This is a genomic window from Streptomyces sp. NPDC059875, from assembly GCF_042731085.1.
In the GTDB taxonomy this organism is placed as follows: Bacteria; Actinomycetota; Actinomycetes; order Streptomycetales; family Streptomycetaceae; genus Streptomyces.
In genome coordinates, this window is sequence record NZ_JBHWJZ010000004.1 from 237,475 (window position 1) to 254,407 (window position 16,933).

Genomic DNA, 16,933 nt, shown 5'->3' on the forward strand with positions numbered 1-16,933 from the left:
TGGTGGGGCGCTCCCCCCCCCCCCACCCCCCCCCAACCCCCCGCCACCCAGCCGCCGCTGGGGGTCTGGTCACGCAGCCCGCCCACCCCGCCGCGGGGCGCGCCCCCGCGTACGTCGGGGCCGCCCCGCCCCTCTGTGAAGGGTGAGACGTTGAGAATTTCGAGTGCGATGTCCGGTGGGCGAGGAATCGGGATGCACGGTGTGTGCGCCCTGCTGCTCGCCGCGACGGCCTGTGGGTTCTCCGGTACGGAGAAATCGCCTCACGTCACCGAAGATCAACTGGTCGGCCGCTGGGTCGGCGACTGCGGAGCGGTCGTCGAGGTGAAAAGCGACCACACGTTCGCGGCCAAGGACTTCCCTGTCGCCTTCGACGGGGTCGGGACCAAGCCGCGGTTGGCCACGGGCAGTGGGGACTGGCGCCTGGCTCGTGCCATCAAGGACGTCCGGCCGCAAGCGTTGGTCCTGAATCTGCGGGACGGCTCGTACGACCTGCCGGTCCGCGGCGATGAGGACGAACTGGTCCTGCGCTGGCAGGTCGGGGATCCCGACTACGCCCACAGCTGTGACTTCGCCGTCGATCAGGCCTGACACGCGTGACGGGGGAGCCCCGCCGAGTCGCTCGGCGGGGCTCTCCCTGTTTCCGGCCGGGTGGCCCGGGCGTCAGCCCGTCTTGGTCCAGTCGCCGCAGCCCGAGGTCTTGAAGTAGCCGTCCGAGGCCGAGATCTTCACGATCGCCGTGCCCGAGACGTTGTTGTTCGCGAGGATCGCGTCCGTGTTGTGGCTCGCGTCCTTCGAGCGCTCCCAGTAGCAGCCGTCGTCCGTGTTGCCCGTCGACTTGTACGTGCCCGGGGCGATGTCGAGGCCCACCTTGAACATGCCGCCGTTGCCCTTCGGGGCCGCCTTCGGGGTGCCGGTCGCCTTCTTGTCCACGGCTTCCCACTCCTTGCAGCCCGAGGACTTGAAGAGCTTGTCCGAGGCCTTCACCTCCACGTAGCTCGTGCCCGTGACGTTGTCGTTCGCGAGGATCGAGTCGGTCTCGCCCGAGGAGTCCTTGGCCCGCTCCCAGTAGCACATGGCGTCCTCGTTGCCGCTCGTGCGGTAGAGGCCCGGCTTCACGTCCTTGCCGACCTCGAAGTCGCCGTCGCCGTCGATCGTGACGGCCTTCTTCTCCGCCGGGGCCTTGCTGTCGCCGCCCTGCTTCGCCGGCTGCTCCTGCTTGGCCGAGCTCTTCGGGGACGTGGTGTCGCCGCCCTCGCATCCCGTCGCTCCGATCACGACGAGCGCGACGATCGCGCCGGTGGCGGTGAGGGTCTTGTGGCGGGCGAACCAGTTGCGCTGCTGCTGAGACATGGCTGTGGCACCTTCCGGGGCGCTGTGGGAACTCCGTTTGCGATGGGTCAATCACAGCAGAGGCTGTGAACCGAGTCAACATGGTTCACGAGATTCGGATCGACTCACACTGTGAACCGGTGCGGTGGGTATGCTCGGTGTTCACAGGAGGACGAGGGGAGACGGACCGGTGCCGGACGAGCGCGCAGCAGAGGTCACCGCAGCCGGAATCGCCCGGCTCGCAGGCGTGGGAAGGGCCGCCGTCAGCAACTGGCGGCGCCGGCACGAGGACTTCCCCAAACCCGTGGGCGGGACCGAGACCAGCCCCTCCTTCGCTCTCGCCGACGTCGAGCAGTGGCTGCGCGAGCAGGGGAAACTGGTCGAGGTCCCGCTCCGCGAGCGCGTCTGGCAGCAGCTCGCCGCTCACCCGGCCGGGACGGTGACCGCGCTCGTCCACACCGGCTGCGCGCTGCTGCTCGTACGGGACCGGCCCACCGGCTGGGTGGAGTACGCCGCGCTGTCCGACGAGCGGCTGGCCGACGTCCTGCCGCCCGCGCTCGAAGAGGTCCTCACCGCCCGCTTCGGCGTCGAACGCGCCGTGCGGACCCCGCTCGCCGACGAACTCGCCCCCTCCGTCCCCCTGATGCGCGGCGCGGCGGAGCTCGCCGCCGCCCTCGGGGCCCGGCAGGCCTTCGAGTTCCTGCTCGGCCGCCACCTGGACGCCAATCCGCGCCAGTACACGCTCACCCCGCCCGGCCTCGCCGAGCTGATGGCCGCCCTGGCTGCCGAAGCCGCGGGGCCGACCGCGACTGTCCTCGACCCCGCCTCCGGTACCGGCGGGCTGCTGCGCGCCGTCCAGCGCCCGACCGCCCTCTACGCCCAGGACGCCGACCCCGAACTCGCCGCCCTCACCGCCCTCCGCCTCGCCCTGCACGGCGACGCCGACATCCGCTCGGCCGCCGCCGACACGCTCCGAGCCGACGCCTTCCCGGCGCTCACCGCGGACGCCGTGCTGTGCCACCCACCGTTCAACGAGCGCGGCTGGGGTCACGACGAACTCGCCTACGACCCCCGCTGGGAGTACGGCTTCCCGGCCCGCACCGAATCCGAGCTGGCCTGGGTCCAGCACGCGCTCGCCCGACTCCGTGACGGCGGCACCGCCGTGCTGCTCATGCCCCCCGCGGTCGCCTCCCGCCGCTCCGGCCGGCGCATCCGCGCCGACCTGCTCCGCCGCGGCGCCCTCCGGGCCGTGGTCGCCCTCCCGGCCGGCGCCGCACCCCCGTACGGCATCCCGCTCCACCTCTGGGTCCTGTACCGGCCCGCTCCGGCCCAGCGGCCCGCCCCCGAACTGCTGCTCGTCGACACCACCGGCCTCGTCCCGGACGGCGGCCGCGACAAGCTGCCCTGGCCCACCCTCCAGGGCGCCGTCCTCGACGCGTGGAACGGTCGGGCCGAACCCGGCGTCAGCCGCTCGGTCCCCGTCATCGAGCTCCTCGACGACGATGTCGACCTGGCCCCCGCCCGGCATCTGGCAGCCGCGGCCACGGGTGGCTCCGTCGCCGAACTGGAGACCGTGCGCGGGCACCTGGACGAGGCGCTCCGCCGCACCGTTGGCCTCACCCCCACTCCTGCTGCCCCCGCCCGGCCCGCCGCCCGCACACTCACCACCGTCGGCGAACTCGCTCGCGCCGGAGCACTCCAGCTGAGGGCCGGCGGCGCAGGGACCTCCCCGGCCGGCGGTCCCGTCCTCACCGAGCAGGACGTTCTCTACGGCGCCGCGCCCTCCGGGACGCTCCCCGACGGCCCCGCCGAGGCGCCCGTCCTCGTCGAGCAGGGCGACGTCGTCGTCCCCGTCCTCGGCGGCGGATCGATCGCCCGAGTCGTCGACGCCGCCACCGCCGGCGCCGCGCTCGGCCGCAACCTCCAACTCCTCCGCCCCGACCCGGAAGCGCTCGATCCCTGGTTCCTCGCCGGGTTCCTGCGGGGCACGGCGAACAACCGCCAGGCCAGCAGCTTCGCGTCCACCGCGACGCGGCTGGACGTCAGGCGGCTCCAACTGCCCCGGCTGCCGCTCGCCGACCAGCGACGCTACGGCGAACGCTTCCGCGCACTGGGAGAGTTCGAGGAGGCGCTGCGACTGGCAGGCAGGCTCGGCGAGCAGTTGGTGCAGGGGCTGTACGACGGACTCGCGGACGGGACCGTCCACCCGGAGTGACGGAAGGCGGATCCTCGAGCGGATCCTCGAGCAGATCGTCGAGCCGATCGCGTCGCGCCGATCGCGTCGAGGCGATCGGCAGGCGGATTGGCAGGCGGATTGTTGGACAGATCGTTTCCGTACAACCCTGGGCCGGTTGTGGGAGTCGCCTTATACGCTCGTACTCCGCACGCCCGCACCCCAGGAGCGACATCCATGCACGGTCACGCGCCCATGACGCCCCCGCGGCCCGGCCCGTCGGCAGGCGTGATCGTCGTGCGCGTGCTCCTGTGCATGCTGGTCGTGCTGTCCCTCGGCTCCTTCGCGTGGATCGCGATGCTGCGGATCGCGATCATGCGGCGCGGGGGCCGGGACTGGGTGCTGTTCTGGGGCCAACTCGTCCTGAACATCGCCTGTCTGGCCACGCTGGAGCAGCACCTCGCCGATCACTGGATCTCGAACGTGGGCATGGCCGGACTGCTGGTCCAGATGGCGGCCGTGACGGCGTACTACCTGGTGGTCGACATCCGGCACCACCAGCGCCCGGCCGCGCAGCCCCTGCTGTGGGCGCAGCCGCCCGCGCCCCCGGTCGCTCCGTACGGATACGGCTACCCGCCCTCGGCAGTGACGGTGCCTCAACCGACGCCCGCACAGCCCGCACAGCCCGTTCAGCCCGTACAGCCCGTACAGCCCGTACAGCCCGTTCAGCCCGCCCAGCCCGCGATGCCCCCGCAGCACGCGGCGCCCCCGGTGCCCGCGCAGCCTCCGGTGCCGCCCCGGCCGCCGGTTCAGACCCCCCAGCCCGCGCCCCGGATCGACCAGGTCCGTGCCGAACTGGACGAGCTCAGCAACCTCCTCCGTAAGGACGAGGGGAAGTGAACGGACGCGTCATCGGTGGCCGGTACGAACTCTCCACGGTCATCGGCCAGGGCGGCATGGGCCAGGTCTGGACGGCGTACGACGGACGGCTCGACCGCCGCGTCGCCGTCAAGCTGCTCCGTCCCGCCACCATGACCGGCCCCGCCACCGCCGCGGAGGAGCTCCGGCGCCGCTTCGTGCGCGAGTGCCGGGTCACGGCCCAGGTCGACCACCCCGGCCTGGTCACGGTCCACGACGCCGGCAGCGACGGCGACGACCTCTACCTCGTCATGCAGTACCTCGACGGCGCGGACCTCGCCGACCATCTCGCCGAGCACGACCTGTACCCCTGGGAGTGGGCCGTGTCCGTCGCCGCGCAACTGTGCGCGGTGCTCGCCGCCGTGCACGCGGTGCCGATCGTCCACCGCGACCTCAAGCCCCGGAACGTGATGGTGCGCCCCGACGGCACCGTCACCGTCCTCGACCTCGGCGTCGCCTCCGTCCTGGACACCGACACCACCCGTCTGACCCACACCGGTTCGCCGATCGGCAGCCCCGCCTACATGGCGCCCGAGCAGGCGATGGGCGGTGCCGTCGGCCCGTACACGGATCTGTACGCGCTCGGCATCCTGCTCCACGAACTCCTCAGCGGGAACGTGCCGTTCGCCGGATCGACCGCGCTCGGGGTCCTGCACCGCCACCTCTACGAGCCCCCGCTCCCGGTCCGCCAGTTGCGCCCCGAGGTGCCGGAGGCCCTGGAGGCGCTCGTCCTGCGGCTGCTCGCCAAGGACCCGCAGCACCGCCCCTCCGGAGCGCACGAGGTGTACGAGGCGCTGCTGCCGCTGCTGCCCGCGCGCGGCGCCCCGGCGGGGCCGCTCGACCCGACGCGTCCCTTCCTGCGCCCGCATGCACCCTGGCCCGACCGGGCCTCCGCGTCCGTCCCCGCGCCGCCGGTCGCACCGCCCGTCGCGCGCCCCGATGTGGCCGCCACTGTCGACGAGGTCAAGCGGCTGCTCGGCGAGGGCTCCCTCACCCGGGCCGTCGACCTCCTCGGCTCGATCCTGCCGGCGGCCGCCGCCGAGCACGGGGAGTACTCGCCCGTCGTCCGGATCCTGCGCAAGCAGTACGCGACGACCCTCATGGACGACGGCCAGTACCGCCGCGCCCTGCCGGAGCTGCGCCGCCTCGCCGACGACCGCGCGGCCGAGGCCGGCCCCGCCGACCCGCAGACCCTGCAGTTCCGCTACGAGGCGGCGCAGTGCCTGGAGCAGCTGGGGGAGACGGCGGCCGCGCTGTCGGAGTACCGGGCGCTCCTGCCGTTCCACGAACACGGCGCGGACCAGTCGCGGTTCTTCGACCTCCGCAGGCGGATCGGGATGCTGCTCCTTGCGATGGGCGACCACACGGCCGGCCATCAGCAGCTCCAGGCGCTGCTGTACGACACGGAGCGGACGTACGGCCCGTATCACGCGCTTCCGACGGATCTGCGGCGTGCGTTGGCGCGGCAGCAGCAGATGGGGCGGTTCGCCTGACGGGGCGCCAGAATCACGAGTCCACAACTGATGGGGAAGTGGATCTTCCGGGTCCGTTATGCCCGTTCGGGGCGATGTAGCGTTCGCGTCTGATCATGCACACGTCCCCAAGGAACCCCTCATGACGACGCAGTCGCCCACCTCCCCCGACCAGCCGCTCGTGCCCGCCGAGCCGGAGAAGAAGAAGCGCGGGATCGGCAAGAAGATCCTCGGTGTCGTCGTGGCGATCGCCGTCGCCCTGGCCGTGAAGCTCGGCCTCCCGCACCTCACCGGCGAGGCGCCCGTGCACGCGGAGGCCGGCGACTGCGTGACCGTGACGGGCCCGGAGAACAACCCCGAGGTCGAGAGCAAGGGGTGCACCGAGAAGGTGGCCGACCTCTACAAGGTCGTCAAGGTCTACGACAACACCTTCGACATCGAGAAGTGCGGCGAGGACAGCGAGGTCGCGCTCGCGCAGCAGCTGAACTCGGACAAGTTCGTGCTCTGCCTGAACCCCGTCAAGAACTGACGCCACCTCCGCGCATGACGAAGGGGCCGGACCCGAGTGGGTCCGGCCCCTTCGTCACGCTCCCGAGCACCTCGGGCCCCGCCCCGCGGATCAGCCGGTGGTGACCGTCGCAGTGCCCACCACGGGAAGGTGGTCCGACCAGGCCTTCAGCTCCGCGTTGCTCAGGACCTCGCAGGAGGTGAAGGAGCTCTTGGAGAACAGGTAGTCGTACTTGCGGTCGGTGCGCGTGATAACGGGGGAAGCCGAGGGGTCCGGGCCCTTGGACGGTTCGGACCACATGGTGCCCGAACCCTTGCGCACGGTGCCGCTGCCCTGCTCGCACTCGCGGTACTTCGCGTACAGCGGGGCGAGGATTCCGCTGTCGGCACCACTCGCCGAGTCGTCCGGCGGACGGCTGTTGAAGTCGCCGCCGAAGATCGTGTCCTGGCCGTCCCCGATGATCTCGACGAGCCGTTGCACCTGCTCGGCACGGTACGAGAATCCGGCACGATGATCCCGGTCATCCGCCTTGGGGGTGAGGTGGCTGGTGCAGAGGCGGGCCGGGGTCCCGCCGCTCGTGCGGCGCACGCAGAGCGCCTTCAGCCACAGCGCAGGCGCAGGGGAGTGCAGTTCGAACTCCTCGCGTTCGCCGAACGTGCCCTTCACGGCGATCGCGATCCCCTGCACACCGATCCGCTCCGGCCCACGGCAGCGAAAATCGGCTGTGGTCGGCGGGTTCGTGTACGGGGGTGTCGAGTCCGAGCGGGGCGGATAGGCCGTTGAGCCGGAGGTGGGAATGGGGGCGGGGTAGGGGGCGAACGGCGTCGAGGTCCCGAAGCGGCTCTCGGCAGGGCGGGTGTACGGAAGGAACGCGATGCTCCAGCCGGTGCCCAGTTTCTCCCCCAGGTGGGTCACCAGACTCTTGTCGGCCGTCTTGGCGGGGTCGTCGGCCCGGTCGTTCTTGTCGTCGTCGCCGCAGACCTCCTGGAGGAAGACGGCCTCGGCGTTCTTGTTCACCGCGAGGTTCTTGATCTGCTCCGCAAGCAGGACCTGCTGGTCCGTCTTCCCCGCGGAGGGGCACCCGCCGCTCTCGCCGCAGACGTTCCAGTCCAGCACCCGCATGGTGCTCGTCGTCGCGCCCGTGGTCTGCCTTCGCTTCGTCTCCTCGCCTGCGGAGTCCTTCACCACGGCCCCGGCGTACACCAGCGACGCGACGCCCAGAACGGCCAGCGCGGCGCCGACCTGACGACGAACCATTTTCCCTCCCCGTCCCCCGAATGATCAACGGAGTATAGGCTGCGCGGCGAACAGGTGAACGAAGGGGGAACCGTGACGGGACGGACGGGAGCCGGCCGCTGGAACCGGTGGGCGATCGCGCTGGTGCTGACCATGACGGCCACCACGGCGGTGCTGCCGGAATCGGCCGGCGCGGCCGTCGCACAGCGGGCCCGCAGCACGGACCTGAACGGCGACGGCGCCGCCGACGTCGTGGTCGCCTCGTCCGCCCGGCTGACCCGCTGGACCGACCCCGCCATGGGCGCGGCGGACCTGGGCGGTTCCGTCTACCTGCTGCCCGGTGGCCCGACCGGCGCGCGTCCGGCGCAGGCCCTGCTCAACCAGGACAATTCGCCGACGGTTCCCGGAAGTTCCGAGCTCGGGGACACCTTCGGCCAGTCGGTCGCCACCGGCGACTTCGACAACGACGGCAAGGCCGACGTCGCCTTCGGCAATCCCCACGAAGAGGTCGGCGGCATCCTCGACGCGGGGGCGGTGACGGTTCAGTACGGCCAGAGCGCCGCCCCCTATCTGGGCGCCGGGGCCGGCGGGCTGACCTGGGTCGACCAGAACGCGCAGGGAATCCCGGGCGACAACGAGCCCCACGACCGGTTCGGCACCAGCCTGATCACGGGCTATTTCAACGACGACGCCTACGCCGACCTCGCGATCGGCGCCCCCGGTGAGGCCGTCGGCACGGCGTTCGAGGCGGGCCGGGTGACAGTCCTGTACGGCGGCCCCACCGGCCTCGCCGCGACCGGGGCGCAGCACTTCGACGGCACGGTGGCCGGCGCGGCCGAACCCTTCGACCACTTCGGTGCCTCGCTCGCCGCCGCGGATCTGAAGGGCGACGGCCGCGACGACCTGGCTGTGCTCGCCTCCGGCGAGTTCATCGGCGGAGTCAACGGCGCCTGGGGCGCCGCCATCGTGCTGACCGGCTCCACCAGTGGGCTCGACGCCACCGCCCCGGCGGTGATCAACGTCGGCAACACGGGCACGTCCGGCCATGTGCGTACCCTGGTCGCCGGCCGATTCCACGGCTCTGCTTACGCCGATCTGGCTCTCTTCGCCGACCAGCGCCGCGGCGCCGCGCCCCGCTCGGGCGCGGTCGTCGTCGCGCCCGGCGGCTCCACCGGCATCGGAGGCACCCCCGTCGTCCCCCTCGCCAACTCCTCGGCGTACGCGGACGCGTACTGGGGCGGGGCGCTCGCCGCCGGTGACGTGAACGGCGACGGACTGGACGAACTCGCGGTCGGGGCGCTGCGCGGCTCCGGCGGTACGGGCAGCGTCACCGTCTTCATCGGCGACCCGGCGGGCCTCACCGCGCGGCCGAGCGCCACCTTCACCGAGGACTCGGCACCCCTCACCGCCGTCGCGAAGCCGGGTGAGGGCTTCGGCTACGCCGTCTCCCTCCAGGACCACACCGGCGACGGCCTCGCCGAACTGCTGGTGAGCGCACCGTGGGAGGACGCCACCGCGGAAGTGGCCCGCACCTCCACCACCGGCTCGACCCTGTTCGAACTGGGCCTGACCATTCCGGCGTCCGGCCCCGCCTCCCTCACCTCCGCCCTGGCCACCCAGGCTTCGGGAACCTCTGCCTTCGGACCGGGTGGGGTCGGCCTGGCCGGCGGGGTGACCGCCCTGACCGAGAACGGCGTCGAGCCGTTCCCGTGGCTGGACCGCCTGCCACCACTCTTCCCGACCGCGTCCTAGGCGAGTGGGGCCGGCCGGATCGGAAGCCTGCGCCCGTCACACGGTGACGGCCAGGCCGAAGGACGCGAGGGCCAGCGCCAGGAAGCCCCCCGGGAAGGCGATGTTGTGCAGTACGCGCTTGCGGATGTGCACCGCGACCGCGCACACGAAGAACAGGACGAGCCCCGCCGCCGCGGCCGCACCGATGAACGGGACGCCCAGCAGCCCGAGCAGCAGCCCGGCCGCGCCGGCCGTCTTGAGGACGCCGAGCCCCGGAATCCAGGTCTCCGGGACACCCACCTCGGCCGAGTTGGCACGTACGAACTCCGCCCTGGCGAAGCCGGTGGGCGTCGCCCCGCTCGTGGAGAAGGCCTTCCGCAAGGCCGGCACCCCGCGCAAGGCCCTCGACGACACCCGCTCCCCGCGCTTCTGGGCAGCGGCAGCGGCCTGTCTGCTGCTGGCCGCTCTGGTCGCGCGCGTTCCGCTGTAGCGGCCGACGGCCCGGCCCTCGCCGTGGAGACGGCGCGCGCCATACTCGTGCGCATGATCAGCATCCGGCCCGAGACCGTTCAGACCCCACGGCTCACGCTCCTGCCCCTGGCCGTCGGGCACGCCGAGGAGATGGCCGGTGTGCTCGCCGAACCGGCGCTGTACGACGTCATCGGCGGCGCCCCGCCCACCCCCGAGGGCCTCCGGGAACGCTACGAGCGGCTGGTCGCCGGCTCGCCCGACCCCGCCGTCACCTGGTGCAACTGGGTCGTCCGGCTCCGCGAGACGGACCGTCTGACCGGCACCGTGCAGGCGACCGTCCACGACAGCGGGACCGCCGAGATCGCCTGGATCGTGGGGACCCCGTGGCAGGGGCGGGGGATCGCCACCGAGGCGGCGCGGGGGCTGGTGGGCTGGCTCGCCGCGCAGGGGGTACGGACGGTCGTCGCGCACATCCACCCCGACCACGCGGCGTCCGCCGCCGTCGCCACCGCCGCCGGGCTCGCCCCCACCGACGAGTGGCAGGACGGCGAAGTGCGGTGGCGGCGGCCGGCGGCGCCGTAAGGCCGCTGTAGCTCGGGCTCAGCGGCCGCTGCCGCCCGCGGCGGACAGGGCCGGCACGCGTGCGCGAGGCTCGTCCCGAGCGCCGGCATCCTGGACGGACGCGGGGGCCGGGGTGTTGCGGCGGATCTCCTGGACTCCGCGCCGCATCCCCGAGCGGAGGCGCTTCGACAGCGGGCGTTCCACGAGGACGTGGATCAGCCAGGCCGCGACCAGCATGGCGGCCGTCACCGACGCGACGAGGGGCAGGGGAGCGACCTCATCGCGGAAGTGGTGGATCAGCGTGATGCCCACCGCCATGTGGAGCACGTACAGCGGGTACGTGATCGCTCCCGCGGTCTTCAGCCAGCGCCACTGGACGCGGTCGAGGAGACCGAGCGCGACGGCCGCGATCGCGAGGAAGCCGAGCGCGATGACCAGGCGCGCGGGCCAGGTCGGCAACTGCTCCGAGAGCTGGACTCCGAGGTTCAGCTTCATGCGCCCGCGGACGTAGTGCTGGGCGAGCAGGAACTGGACCCCGACGATCGCCCACAGCAGCATCGTGGGCCGGTAGCGGTGCATCAGATAGAAGGCGATGCCGGCGATGAAGTACGGCGCGTACTGAGGCATCGCGAAGAAGTCGAGCAGTCGGAATTCGTTGGTCGGGGCGGCGACCGCGGCCAGCGTCCAGATTCCGCAGAAGATCACACAATTGCGGTACGTGACGCCGCGGAGAACGACGATCGCGAAGAGCGCGTAGAACTTGAGTTCCACGAAAAGCGTCCAGTACGAATGGTCCACGTGTCCGACGCCCAGGCCGCCCTGCATCATGGTCAGATTGACCAGGACGTCGCTCCACTGCTCCATAGTGCGTAGCTCCCGCACCTCGGGCAGGAGCCACAGAGTGAGCGCCGTCAGCGCGATACCCGCCCAATAAGCAGGGAAAAGCCGGGAGACACGTGACACGGCGAAGTCGCCGACCGAGCGTCCCCAGACGCTCATGCAGATGACGAAGCCGCTGACGATGAAGAAGATCTCGACGCCGAGCCAGCCGTACGCCGCGAAGGGGCGCAGCGCCGGAAACAGCTCGGACGGGTTCCTTTCCCAGGCGGCGTCAAGGCCGATGTAGTGGTAAAAGACCACGACCAGGGCTGCTGTGATCCGGATTCCGTCCAGGGCGAAGAGACGGTTCGTCGGCTCTCCGCCGCTTTTGGCCCTTGTGATGCCGGGCATTAGTGCGGCCTTCCCCGTGACTGAGTTGGTCCGGAAAGACCGTACAGTCGACGCACAGGGACATCACAGCCCGACACCGGTGGCCCTTCTCACCCGGAAACGGGGGTTTCGCCGGCGCCTTTTCGCGCAGAAGCAGAGGTCGTCATCAGCATCTGAATCACCAGCAGCACCAGCGCCACCGCCCCCGCGCCCAGCCCCGCCCGCAGGCCCGGTGGGCGGAAGTCGCAGGCCACCGACGTCTCGCCGGAGACCTTCAGCGCCACCAGGCCGCCGTAGGAGTCCGCCGACCGCCCCCCGCACGTCCAGCCCGCGATCCGCGGGGCCGCGACCACCACCGTCCCCTTCGTCCCCGGCGGGAGTTCCGCGCGGATGCCACTGGTCGTGATGTCGATCGACACCGCGGCCGAGGCCTTCAGCCCCGCCACGGCCGTCGCCAGCCGCCCCCGGTCCAGGCAGCCGACCTGGTGACCCGGCACCCCGGTCACCACGGGTTTAGTGCCCGCCGTCCTCTGCACGCCCAGCGAGGTCAGCGCGGCCCGCCACTTAGGCATCCCGCCGTCCAGCCTCACCGGCGCACCGCCCGCCCCGAGCCGGGCCGTCCCCTTCACGTCAGGGGCCCAGAGGAAGACCTCGCTGCCGACCGGGCAGACCCCGTCGGCGGGCAGCGTGTAGACGGACGAGCCCAGCAGCATCTCCTGGTTGCGGAACGGAGAGGCCCCGTATCGGGGCACGGTGGCCCCCTCCGGACGTACGGTCACCAGCGGCAGCACCGGCCCCGTCCGCACCACGGCGCCGTCCCGCCACCGGGCGCCGACGCCGAACAGCGCGTCCGTCACCGGGTTGTCCAGGCTCTGCAGATTGCGCCCCCGGGACGTCCAGCCGCCGCCGAGGGCGGCCAGCGTGTTCGTCAGCACCTCCGGGGTGTGGCTGCTGTAGTACGCGGCGCCCTGGCCGCCGAAGAGCAGCGGCTCGTTGCCGGTGATCCGCGGCCGGCCGGAGTCGGTGCGGTACGCCGGCCAGCCGTCGGCCGCGGCGAGCGCGGCCGTCCGCCGGTCCTGCTCCGCGCCCCAGGCCGGGTAGTCGTCGAGCCGCAGCCGCGCCCGGTCCGCGTACGCCGTGGTCGCGGCCGCCTGTCCGACGAGCGCGCCCGCCAGCAGCACCGCCGCCACGATCACCCGCTTCCCCTTCCCCTTTCCCTTCGCGGCGAGCCACAGCGCGCCGCAGGCGGCCGCCAGGCCGAGGACGAGCAGCGGGTACGACCAGCCGGTCACCAGGTCGCTGGCCGCCGCGCCCACGCCGATCACCGCCACCACGCCCGCGCCGCCCAGCAGCGCGCGCCGCCCGGGCCAGCCGTACGAGAGGACGATCCAGGCGGCGATGACCAGGACGCCGGACAGGACGAAGGTCTGCCGGTACGGGCTGCCGTTCGGAGTGGCGAATACATGCCACACCAGATGCGTCGGGCCCCACTGCAGCGACACCGCGACCGCTACCGCGAACCCGGACCACAGCCACCGCTCCCGCCGCGGCACCTTCCGGTGGAACAGCAGCGCGCCGGCGAGCAGCAGCGTCCCGGTGCCCAGGAACGCGGCGGGGGTGGAGAAGCTGTACGTCGCCGGGAGCAGCCGGGCCAGGAAGTCCGTCCAGTCGGCCGACTGGAACTCCCTCGTCACGCCCGGGTACGCGCGCGTGGAGCCGAGGAACACCGGTACGAGGATCGGCGCGGCGAGCCCGATCCCGAGCAGCACGGTCGCCACGGCCCGCGCCAGGACGCGGAGCCGGAGCTCGTTCGCCACCGCGAGCCGGACCAGGAGCACCAGGGCCGCGCCGATCGTGGCCATGTACGCGGTGTAGAAGTTGCCGACCCAGCACAGCGCGACGACCGCCGGCCCGAGCAGCGGCCGCCGGCCCTGCCGTACCCACTCGCCGACCAGGCACAGCAGGGGGAAGGCGATCAGGCCGTCCAGCCACATCGGGTTGTACGTGGCCTCGATGACGGCCCAGCCGCACAGCCCGTACGAGGCGCCGAGCACCGCCGCCGCCCACCAGGGGCCGGGCCGCAGCCGCAGCAGCGCGAAGGCCATGGCGGCCGCCGCGGCGGCCATCTTCAGGATCGTGACGACATAGACCGCGTACTCGATGTCCGCGCGCGGGAAGAGGGCGACGAGGAGCGCGAAGGGGCTGCCCAAGTACGTCCCGAGGTCGGGCAGGAAGCTGGTGCCCCAGCCGGACTGCCAGTTGAGCAGCAGCCCGCCGTCGGCCCGCCCGTGCAGCAGGTCCCACAGATGGGCGTGGTACGGGACGAACTGGTTGGCCAGGTCGTTCACGCCGCGCCGCTCCGGTCCGAACGGGAAGGTCCGGGCGACGGCGTCCCCCACGCAGACGGCGAGCGCGGTGAGGAACGCGGCGAGGGCGGCGGAGCGGCCCGCGGCCGCCGGGCGCGGTGTCGTCTGAGCAGGCATGATGGTGCGAATATGCCAGTAGGGAACACGAAATCGTGTTCTCTCGAACCCAGTTCACTCAATGGTCGCCTCGCCGTCATGTTTCGAATCGGTCGGCGACATCCGGGTGGGCTGTCGTGTCCTCTGTGCTGCTCTCGATCGTGGTCCCGTGTTTCAACGAAGAGGAGATCATCGGTCGCTTTCACGACCATGTGACCACCGAACTCTCCCGTTTCGACGGTGAATTCGAGCTGGTCTATGTGGACGACGGAAGTCACGACCGTACGCTCCCGCTCCTCGAGGAGATCGCCTCCTCCGACCCTCGCGCCCGCTATGTCTCCTTCAGCCGTAACTTCGGCAAGGAGGCCGCGATGCTGGCCGGCCTCCAGCATGCGCAGGGCGACGCCGTCGTCATCATGGACGCCGACCTCCAGCACCCGCCGGAGCTCGTGCACCGCATGGTGGGCCTGCATGCCGAGGGGTACGACCAGGTCATCGCCCGGCGCACCCGCAAGGGTGACCGGGTGACCCGCACCCTGACCGCGCGCGCCTACTATTGGGCGATCAACCGGCTGGTGGACGTCGAGCTGGTGGACGGGGTCGGCGATTTCCGGCTGCTCTCCCGCCGTACCGTCGACTCCATCCTCGAACTCACCGAGTACAACCGATTCTCCAAGGGTCTTTTCGCCTGGGTCGGATTCCGCACCACCACATTCGAGTACGAGAATGCGGTGCGCGAGGAGGGCCGCTCGAAATGGACCTTCGGAAAGCTGCTCAACTACGGTCTCGACGGGCTGCTGTCCTTCAACAACAAGCCGCTGCGGGCCGCCGTCTATCTGGGAATGGGCCTGGTGTCCGTGGCCCTGGCGTACGCGGCCTGGATCGTCGGCGTCGCCCTGGTGAAGGGCGTGGACACCCCCGGTTACGTCACGCTGCTCGTCATCGTCACGGCGCTGGCCGGGGTCCAGATGGTGATGCTGGGGCTGGTCGGCGAGTACGTGGGCCGTATCTACTACGAGGTGAAGCGGCGGCCGCACTTCCTGGTGAAGGCGACGAACACGGACGTTCCGGGGCTGATCGGGCCGCGGACCGCCACCACCCGAACGCGTGAGTCGTTGATCGAGGCAGTCACGTCGAAGTAGTGGCCCAGGCCACGGCGACTGCCTACCATCGATCACCGCAAGGTCGTTCAACTGACGCACGACCCACGCCGGGAGGCTCCTTTGCACCGCCGCACTGCGCTCTCCGTCTCCGCCGCGCTCCTCGCCGCGGCCCCGCTGCTCACCGCCTGCGGCGGTGAGGCCCACCCAGGGGCGGCGGCGGTCGTCGGTGGCGAACGGATCGAGGTGTCCAGCCTCCAGGCGCAGGTGCGCGACGTACGGACCGCGCAGCAGGCCTCGCCGCAGGCGGCGCAGCTGATCCAGGCGACCGGGGACCTCAGCCGCGAGAAGCTGAACGTGATGATCTTCGACAAGGTCGTGGACAAGGTCGCCGCGGACAACGGGATCACCGCCAACCGCGGGGAGATCCAGAAGGCGCGCGGCGAGTTCGCCGAGCAGAGCGGCGGCGAGGCCCAGCTCGCCGCGATGCTGCTCCAGCAGCAGGGCGCCGCCCCCGACCAGATCGACGCGGTCGTCCGCCGCACGGTCCTCATGAACAAGATCGCCGCGAAGCTCGGCATCGCGAACACCCCCGAGGGCCAGCAGAAGCTCACCGAGGTCTTCGCCGAGGCGTCCAAGGCGCTCAGCATCGACGTGAACCCGCGGTTCGGCGCCTGGGACGACAAGAAGATCCAGCTCGGTACGTACACGCCGGCCTGGCTGCGCCAGATCAGCCAGGCGCCGGAGGCCGTGGAAGCGGGCGCGTAGCCCCACGTAAGGTCGAAGGGTGAATGCTGAAGCACCCGTCGAGCCCGGCCGTATCGTTCTGCTCACCGCCAGCCACCGCGTGGCGCCCGGACTGCTGTCCTGGCCCGCGTGGCAGGCGCTGCACGGTGCCGACCGGGTGCTGTGCGCCGACGAGCACCACCCTCAGCTGCCGTACCTCCGCGAGGCGGGTGTCGCCGTCGAGCACACCCGCCCCGCCGCGCAGGACCTCGTCGAGGCCTGCGCCGGTGGGCGGACCGTCGTCGTCCTGCCCTCCGGCGAGGGCGACCAGGCCCTGACCGACGGGCTCGCCCGGCTGGCCGGCTCCGGCCGCGTCACGATGCCCGACCTGGAGCTGCTGCCCGGCTCGTACGACCTGCCGGGCGCCCGTCTCCTCGACCTGGTGCAGGTCATGGACCGCATCCGGCGCGAGTGCCCGTGGTCCTCGCAGCAGACGCACAAGGGGCTCGCCAAGTACGGCATCGAGGAGGCGTACGAACTCGTCGAGGCGATCGAGGACGGCGACCGCGACGAGCTGCGCGAGGAGCTCGGGGACGTGCTCCTCCAGGTCGTCTTCCACGCCCGGATCGCCGAGGAGGACGCGGAGGAGCCGTTCTCCGTGGACGACGTGGCCGGGACGATCGTCGAGAAGCTGATCCACCGCCACCCGCACGTCTTCGGCGACGCGACCGCCGAGACGCCGGAGGAGGTCAAGGCGCACTGGCTGCGCACGAAGGCGATCGAGAAGCAGCGCGAGTCGGTGACCGACGGGGTGCCGCTGGGCCAACCCGGTCTCGCCCTCGCCGCGAAGCTGGCGGGCCGGGTCCGCACGGCGGGCCTGGACGTCCCGCTGCCGTCGGGCGAGGGCCTCGGCTACGACCTCCTCGCCCTCGCCGCCCGCGCGGAGGCGCAGGGAATCGACCCGGAAGCCGCCCTGAGGGCCGCGGCCCGCGCCTACCGCGACACGATCAGAGCGGCGGAGGGCCGGTAGCCCCGGG

At 71.8% G+C, this 16,933-nt stretch carries 16 protein-coding genes; 11 read left to right on the plus strand and 5 right to left on the minus strand.

The window, feature by feature from the left end; genetic code table 11:
• The first annotated feature begins 192 nt into the window (after positions 1-192).
• Positions 193-588 (plus strand): hypothetical protein, encoded by a 396-nt coding sequence (locus tag ACFV9D_RS06965; RefSeq protein WP_385142070.1) that lies wholly within the window; start codon positions 193-195, stop codon positions 586-588.
• A gap of 72 nt (positions 589-660) precedes the next feature.
• Here the strand turns inward: ACFV9D_RS06965 and ACFV9D_RS06970 are convergent, their stop codons facing one another.
• Entirely contained in the window at positions 661-1,350 is a 690-nt protein-coding gene (locus tag ACFV9D_RS06970; protein WP_385142073.1) for a hypothetical protein, read from the minus strand.
• A gap of 130 nt (positions 1,351-1,480) precedes the next feature.
• Here ACFV9D_RS06970 and ACFV9D_RS06975 point away from each other — a divergent pair, with 130 nt between their 5' ends.
• The 4 genes from ACFV9D_RS06975 (at position 1,481) to ACFV9D_RS06990 (ending at position 6,421) form a co-directional block, all read left to right on the plus strand.
• Positions 1,481-3,544, plus strand: coding sequence for an N-6 DNA methylase (locus ACFV9D_RS06975; RefSeq protein WP_385142076.1), 2,064 nt, complete (start codon positions 1,481-1,483; stop codon positions 3,542-3,544).
• A 195-nt stretch (positions 3,545-3,739) separates the two neighbouring features.
• Positions 3,740-4,402 (plus strand): hypothetical protein, encoded by a 663-nt coding sequence (locus ACFV9D_RS06980; RefSeq protein WP_385142079.1) that lies wholly within the window; start codon positions 3,740-3,742, stop codon positions 4,400-4,402.
• The gene (locus ACFV9D_RS06985) at positions 4,399-5,913 is read left to right on the plus strand and encodes a protein kinase (protein WP_385142082.1); all 1,515 of its coding nucleotides are present in this window, start codon (positions 4,399-4,401) and stop codon (positions 5,911-5,913) included. The genes ACFV9D_RS06980 and ACFV9D_RS06985 overlap by 4 nt, the downstream gene beginning before the upstream one ends.
• 121 nt (positions 5,914-6,034) lie before the next feature.
• Positions 6,035-6,421, plus strand: coding sequence for a hypothetical protein (locus ACFV9D_RS06990; protein ID WP_385142085.1), 387 nt, complete (start codon positions 6,035-6,037; stop codon positions 6,419-6,421).
• Between the two features lie 90 nt (positions 6,422-6,511).
• Here the strand turns inward: ACFV9D_RS06990 and ACFV9D_RS06995 are convergent, their stop codons facing one another.
• Positions 6,512-7,657 (minus strand): endonuclease/exonuclease/phosphatase family protein, encoded by a 1,146-nt coding sequence (locus ACFV9D_RS06995; RefSeq protein ID WP_385142088.1) that lies wholly within the window; start codon positions 7,655-7,657, stop codon positions 6,512-6,514.
• 72 nt (positions 7,658-7,729) lie between these two features.
• Here ACFV9D_RS06995 and ACFV9D_RS07000 point away from each other — a divergent pair, with 72 nt between their 5' ends.
• Positions 7,730-9,388: a VCBS repeat-containing protein gene (locus tag ACFV9D_RS07000; RefSeq protein WP_385142091.1), complete on the plus strand. Its 1,659-nt coding sequence runs from the start codon at positions 7,730-7,732 to the stop codon at positions 9,386-9,388.
• Between the two features lie 36 nt (positions 9,389-9,424).
• Here ACFV9D_RS07000 and ACFV9D_RS07005 read toward each other — a convergent pair whose 3' ends face one another.
• Positions 9,425-9,757, minus strand: coding sequence for a DoxX family protein (locus ACFV9D_RS07005; RefSeq protein ID WP_385142095.1), 333 nt, complete (start codon positions 9,755-9,757; stop codon positions 9,425-9,427).
• Between ACFV9D_RS07005 and ACFV9D_RS07010 the strand changes: the two genes are divergently transcribed.
• Both ACFV9D_RS07010 and ACFV9D_RS07015 read left to right on the plus strand, forming a co-directional pair.
• Positions 9,678-9,857: a hypothetical protein gene (locus tag ACFV9D_RS07010; protein ID WP_385142407.1), complete on the plus strand. Its 180-nt coding sequence runs from the start codon at positions 9,678-9,680 to the stop codon at positions 9,855-9,857. The genes ACFV9D_RS07005 and ACFV9D_RS07010 overlap by 80 nt on opposite strands.
• Positions 9,858-9,910: 53 nt before the next feature.
• Positions 9,911-10,420 carry a GNAT family N-acetyltransferase gene (locus ACFV9D_RS07015; RefSeq protein WP_385142098.1) on the plus strand — a complete coding sequence of 170 codons (510 nt, stop codon included), beginning with the start codon at positions 9,911-9,913 and terminating at the stop codon, positions 10,418-10,420.
• Positions 10,421-10,438: 18 nt separating this feature from the next.
• Here ACFV9D_RS07015 and ACFV9D_RS07020 read toward each other — a convergent pair whose 3' ends face one another.
• Both ACFV9D_RS07020 and ACFV9D_RS07025 read right to left on the minus strand, forming a co-directional pair.
• The gene (locus tag ACFV9D_RS07020) at positions 10,439-11,629 is read right to left on the minus strand and encodes an acyltransferase family protein (protein WP_385142102.1); all 1,191 of its coding nucleotides are present in this window, start codon (positions 11,627-11,629) and stop codon (positions 10,439-10,441) included.
• A gap of 89 nt (positions 11,630-11,718) precedes the next feature.
• Positions 11,719-14,091 carry a YfhO family protein gene (locus ACFV9D_RS07025; RefSeq protein ID WP_385142104.1) on the minus strand — a complete coding sequence of 791 codons (2,373 nt, stop codon included), beginning with the start codon at positions 14,089-14,091 and terminating at the stop codon, positions 11,719-11,721.
• Positions 14,092-14,216: 125 nt separating this feature from the next.
• Here ACFV9D_RS07025 and ACFV9D_RS07030 point away from each other — a divergent pair, with 125 nt between their 5' ends.
• From ACFV9D_RS07030 to ACFV9D_RS07040, 3 genes are all read left to right on the plus strand, one after another.
• Entirely contained in the window at positions 14,217-15,212 is a 996-nt protein-coding gene (locus ACFV9D_RS07030) for a glycosyltransferase family 2 protein (RefSeq protein WP_385142388.1), read from the plus strand.
• An 81-nt stretch (positions 15,213-15,293) separates the two neighbouring features.
• Positions 15,294-15,938, plus strand: coding sequence for a SurA N-terminal domain-containing protein (locus ACFV9D_RS07035; RefSeq protein ID WP_385142107.1), 645 nt, complete (start codon positions 15,294-15,296; stop codon positions 15,936-15,938).
• A gap of 19 nt (positions 15,939-15,957) precedes the next feature.
• Complete coding sequence (locus ACFV9D_RS07040; protein WP_385142110.1) at positions 15,958-16,926, plus strand: nucleoside triphosphate pyrophosphohydrolase; 969 nt, start codon at positions 15,958-15,960, stop codon at positions 16,924-16,926.
• The last annotated feature ends 7 nt before the right edge of the window (positions 16,927-16,933 follow it).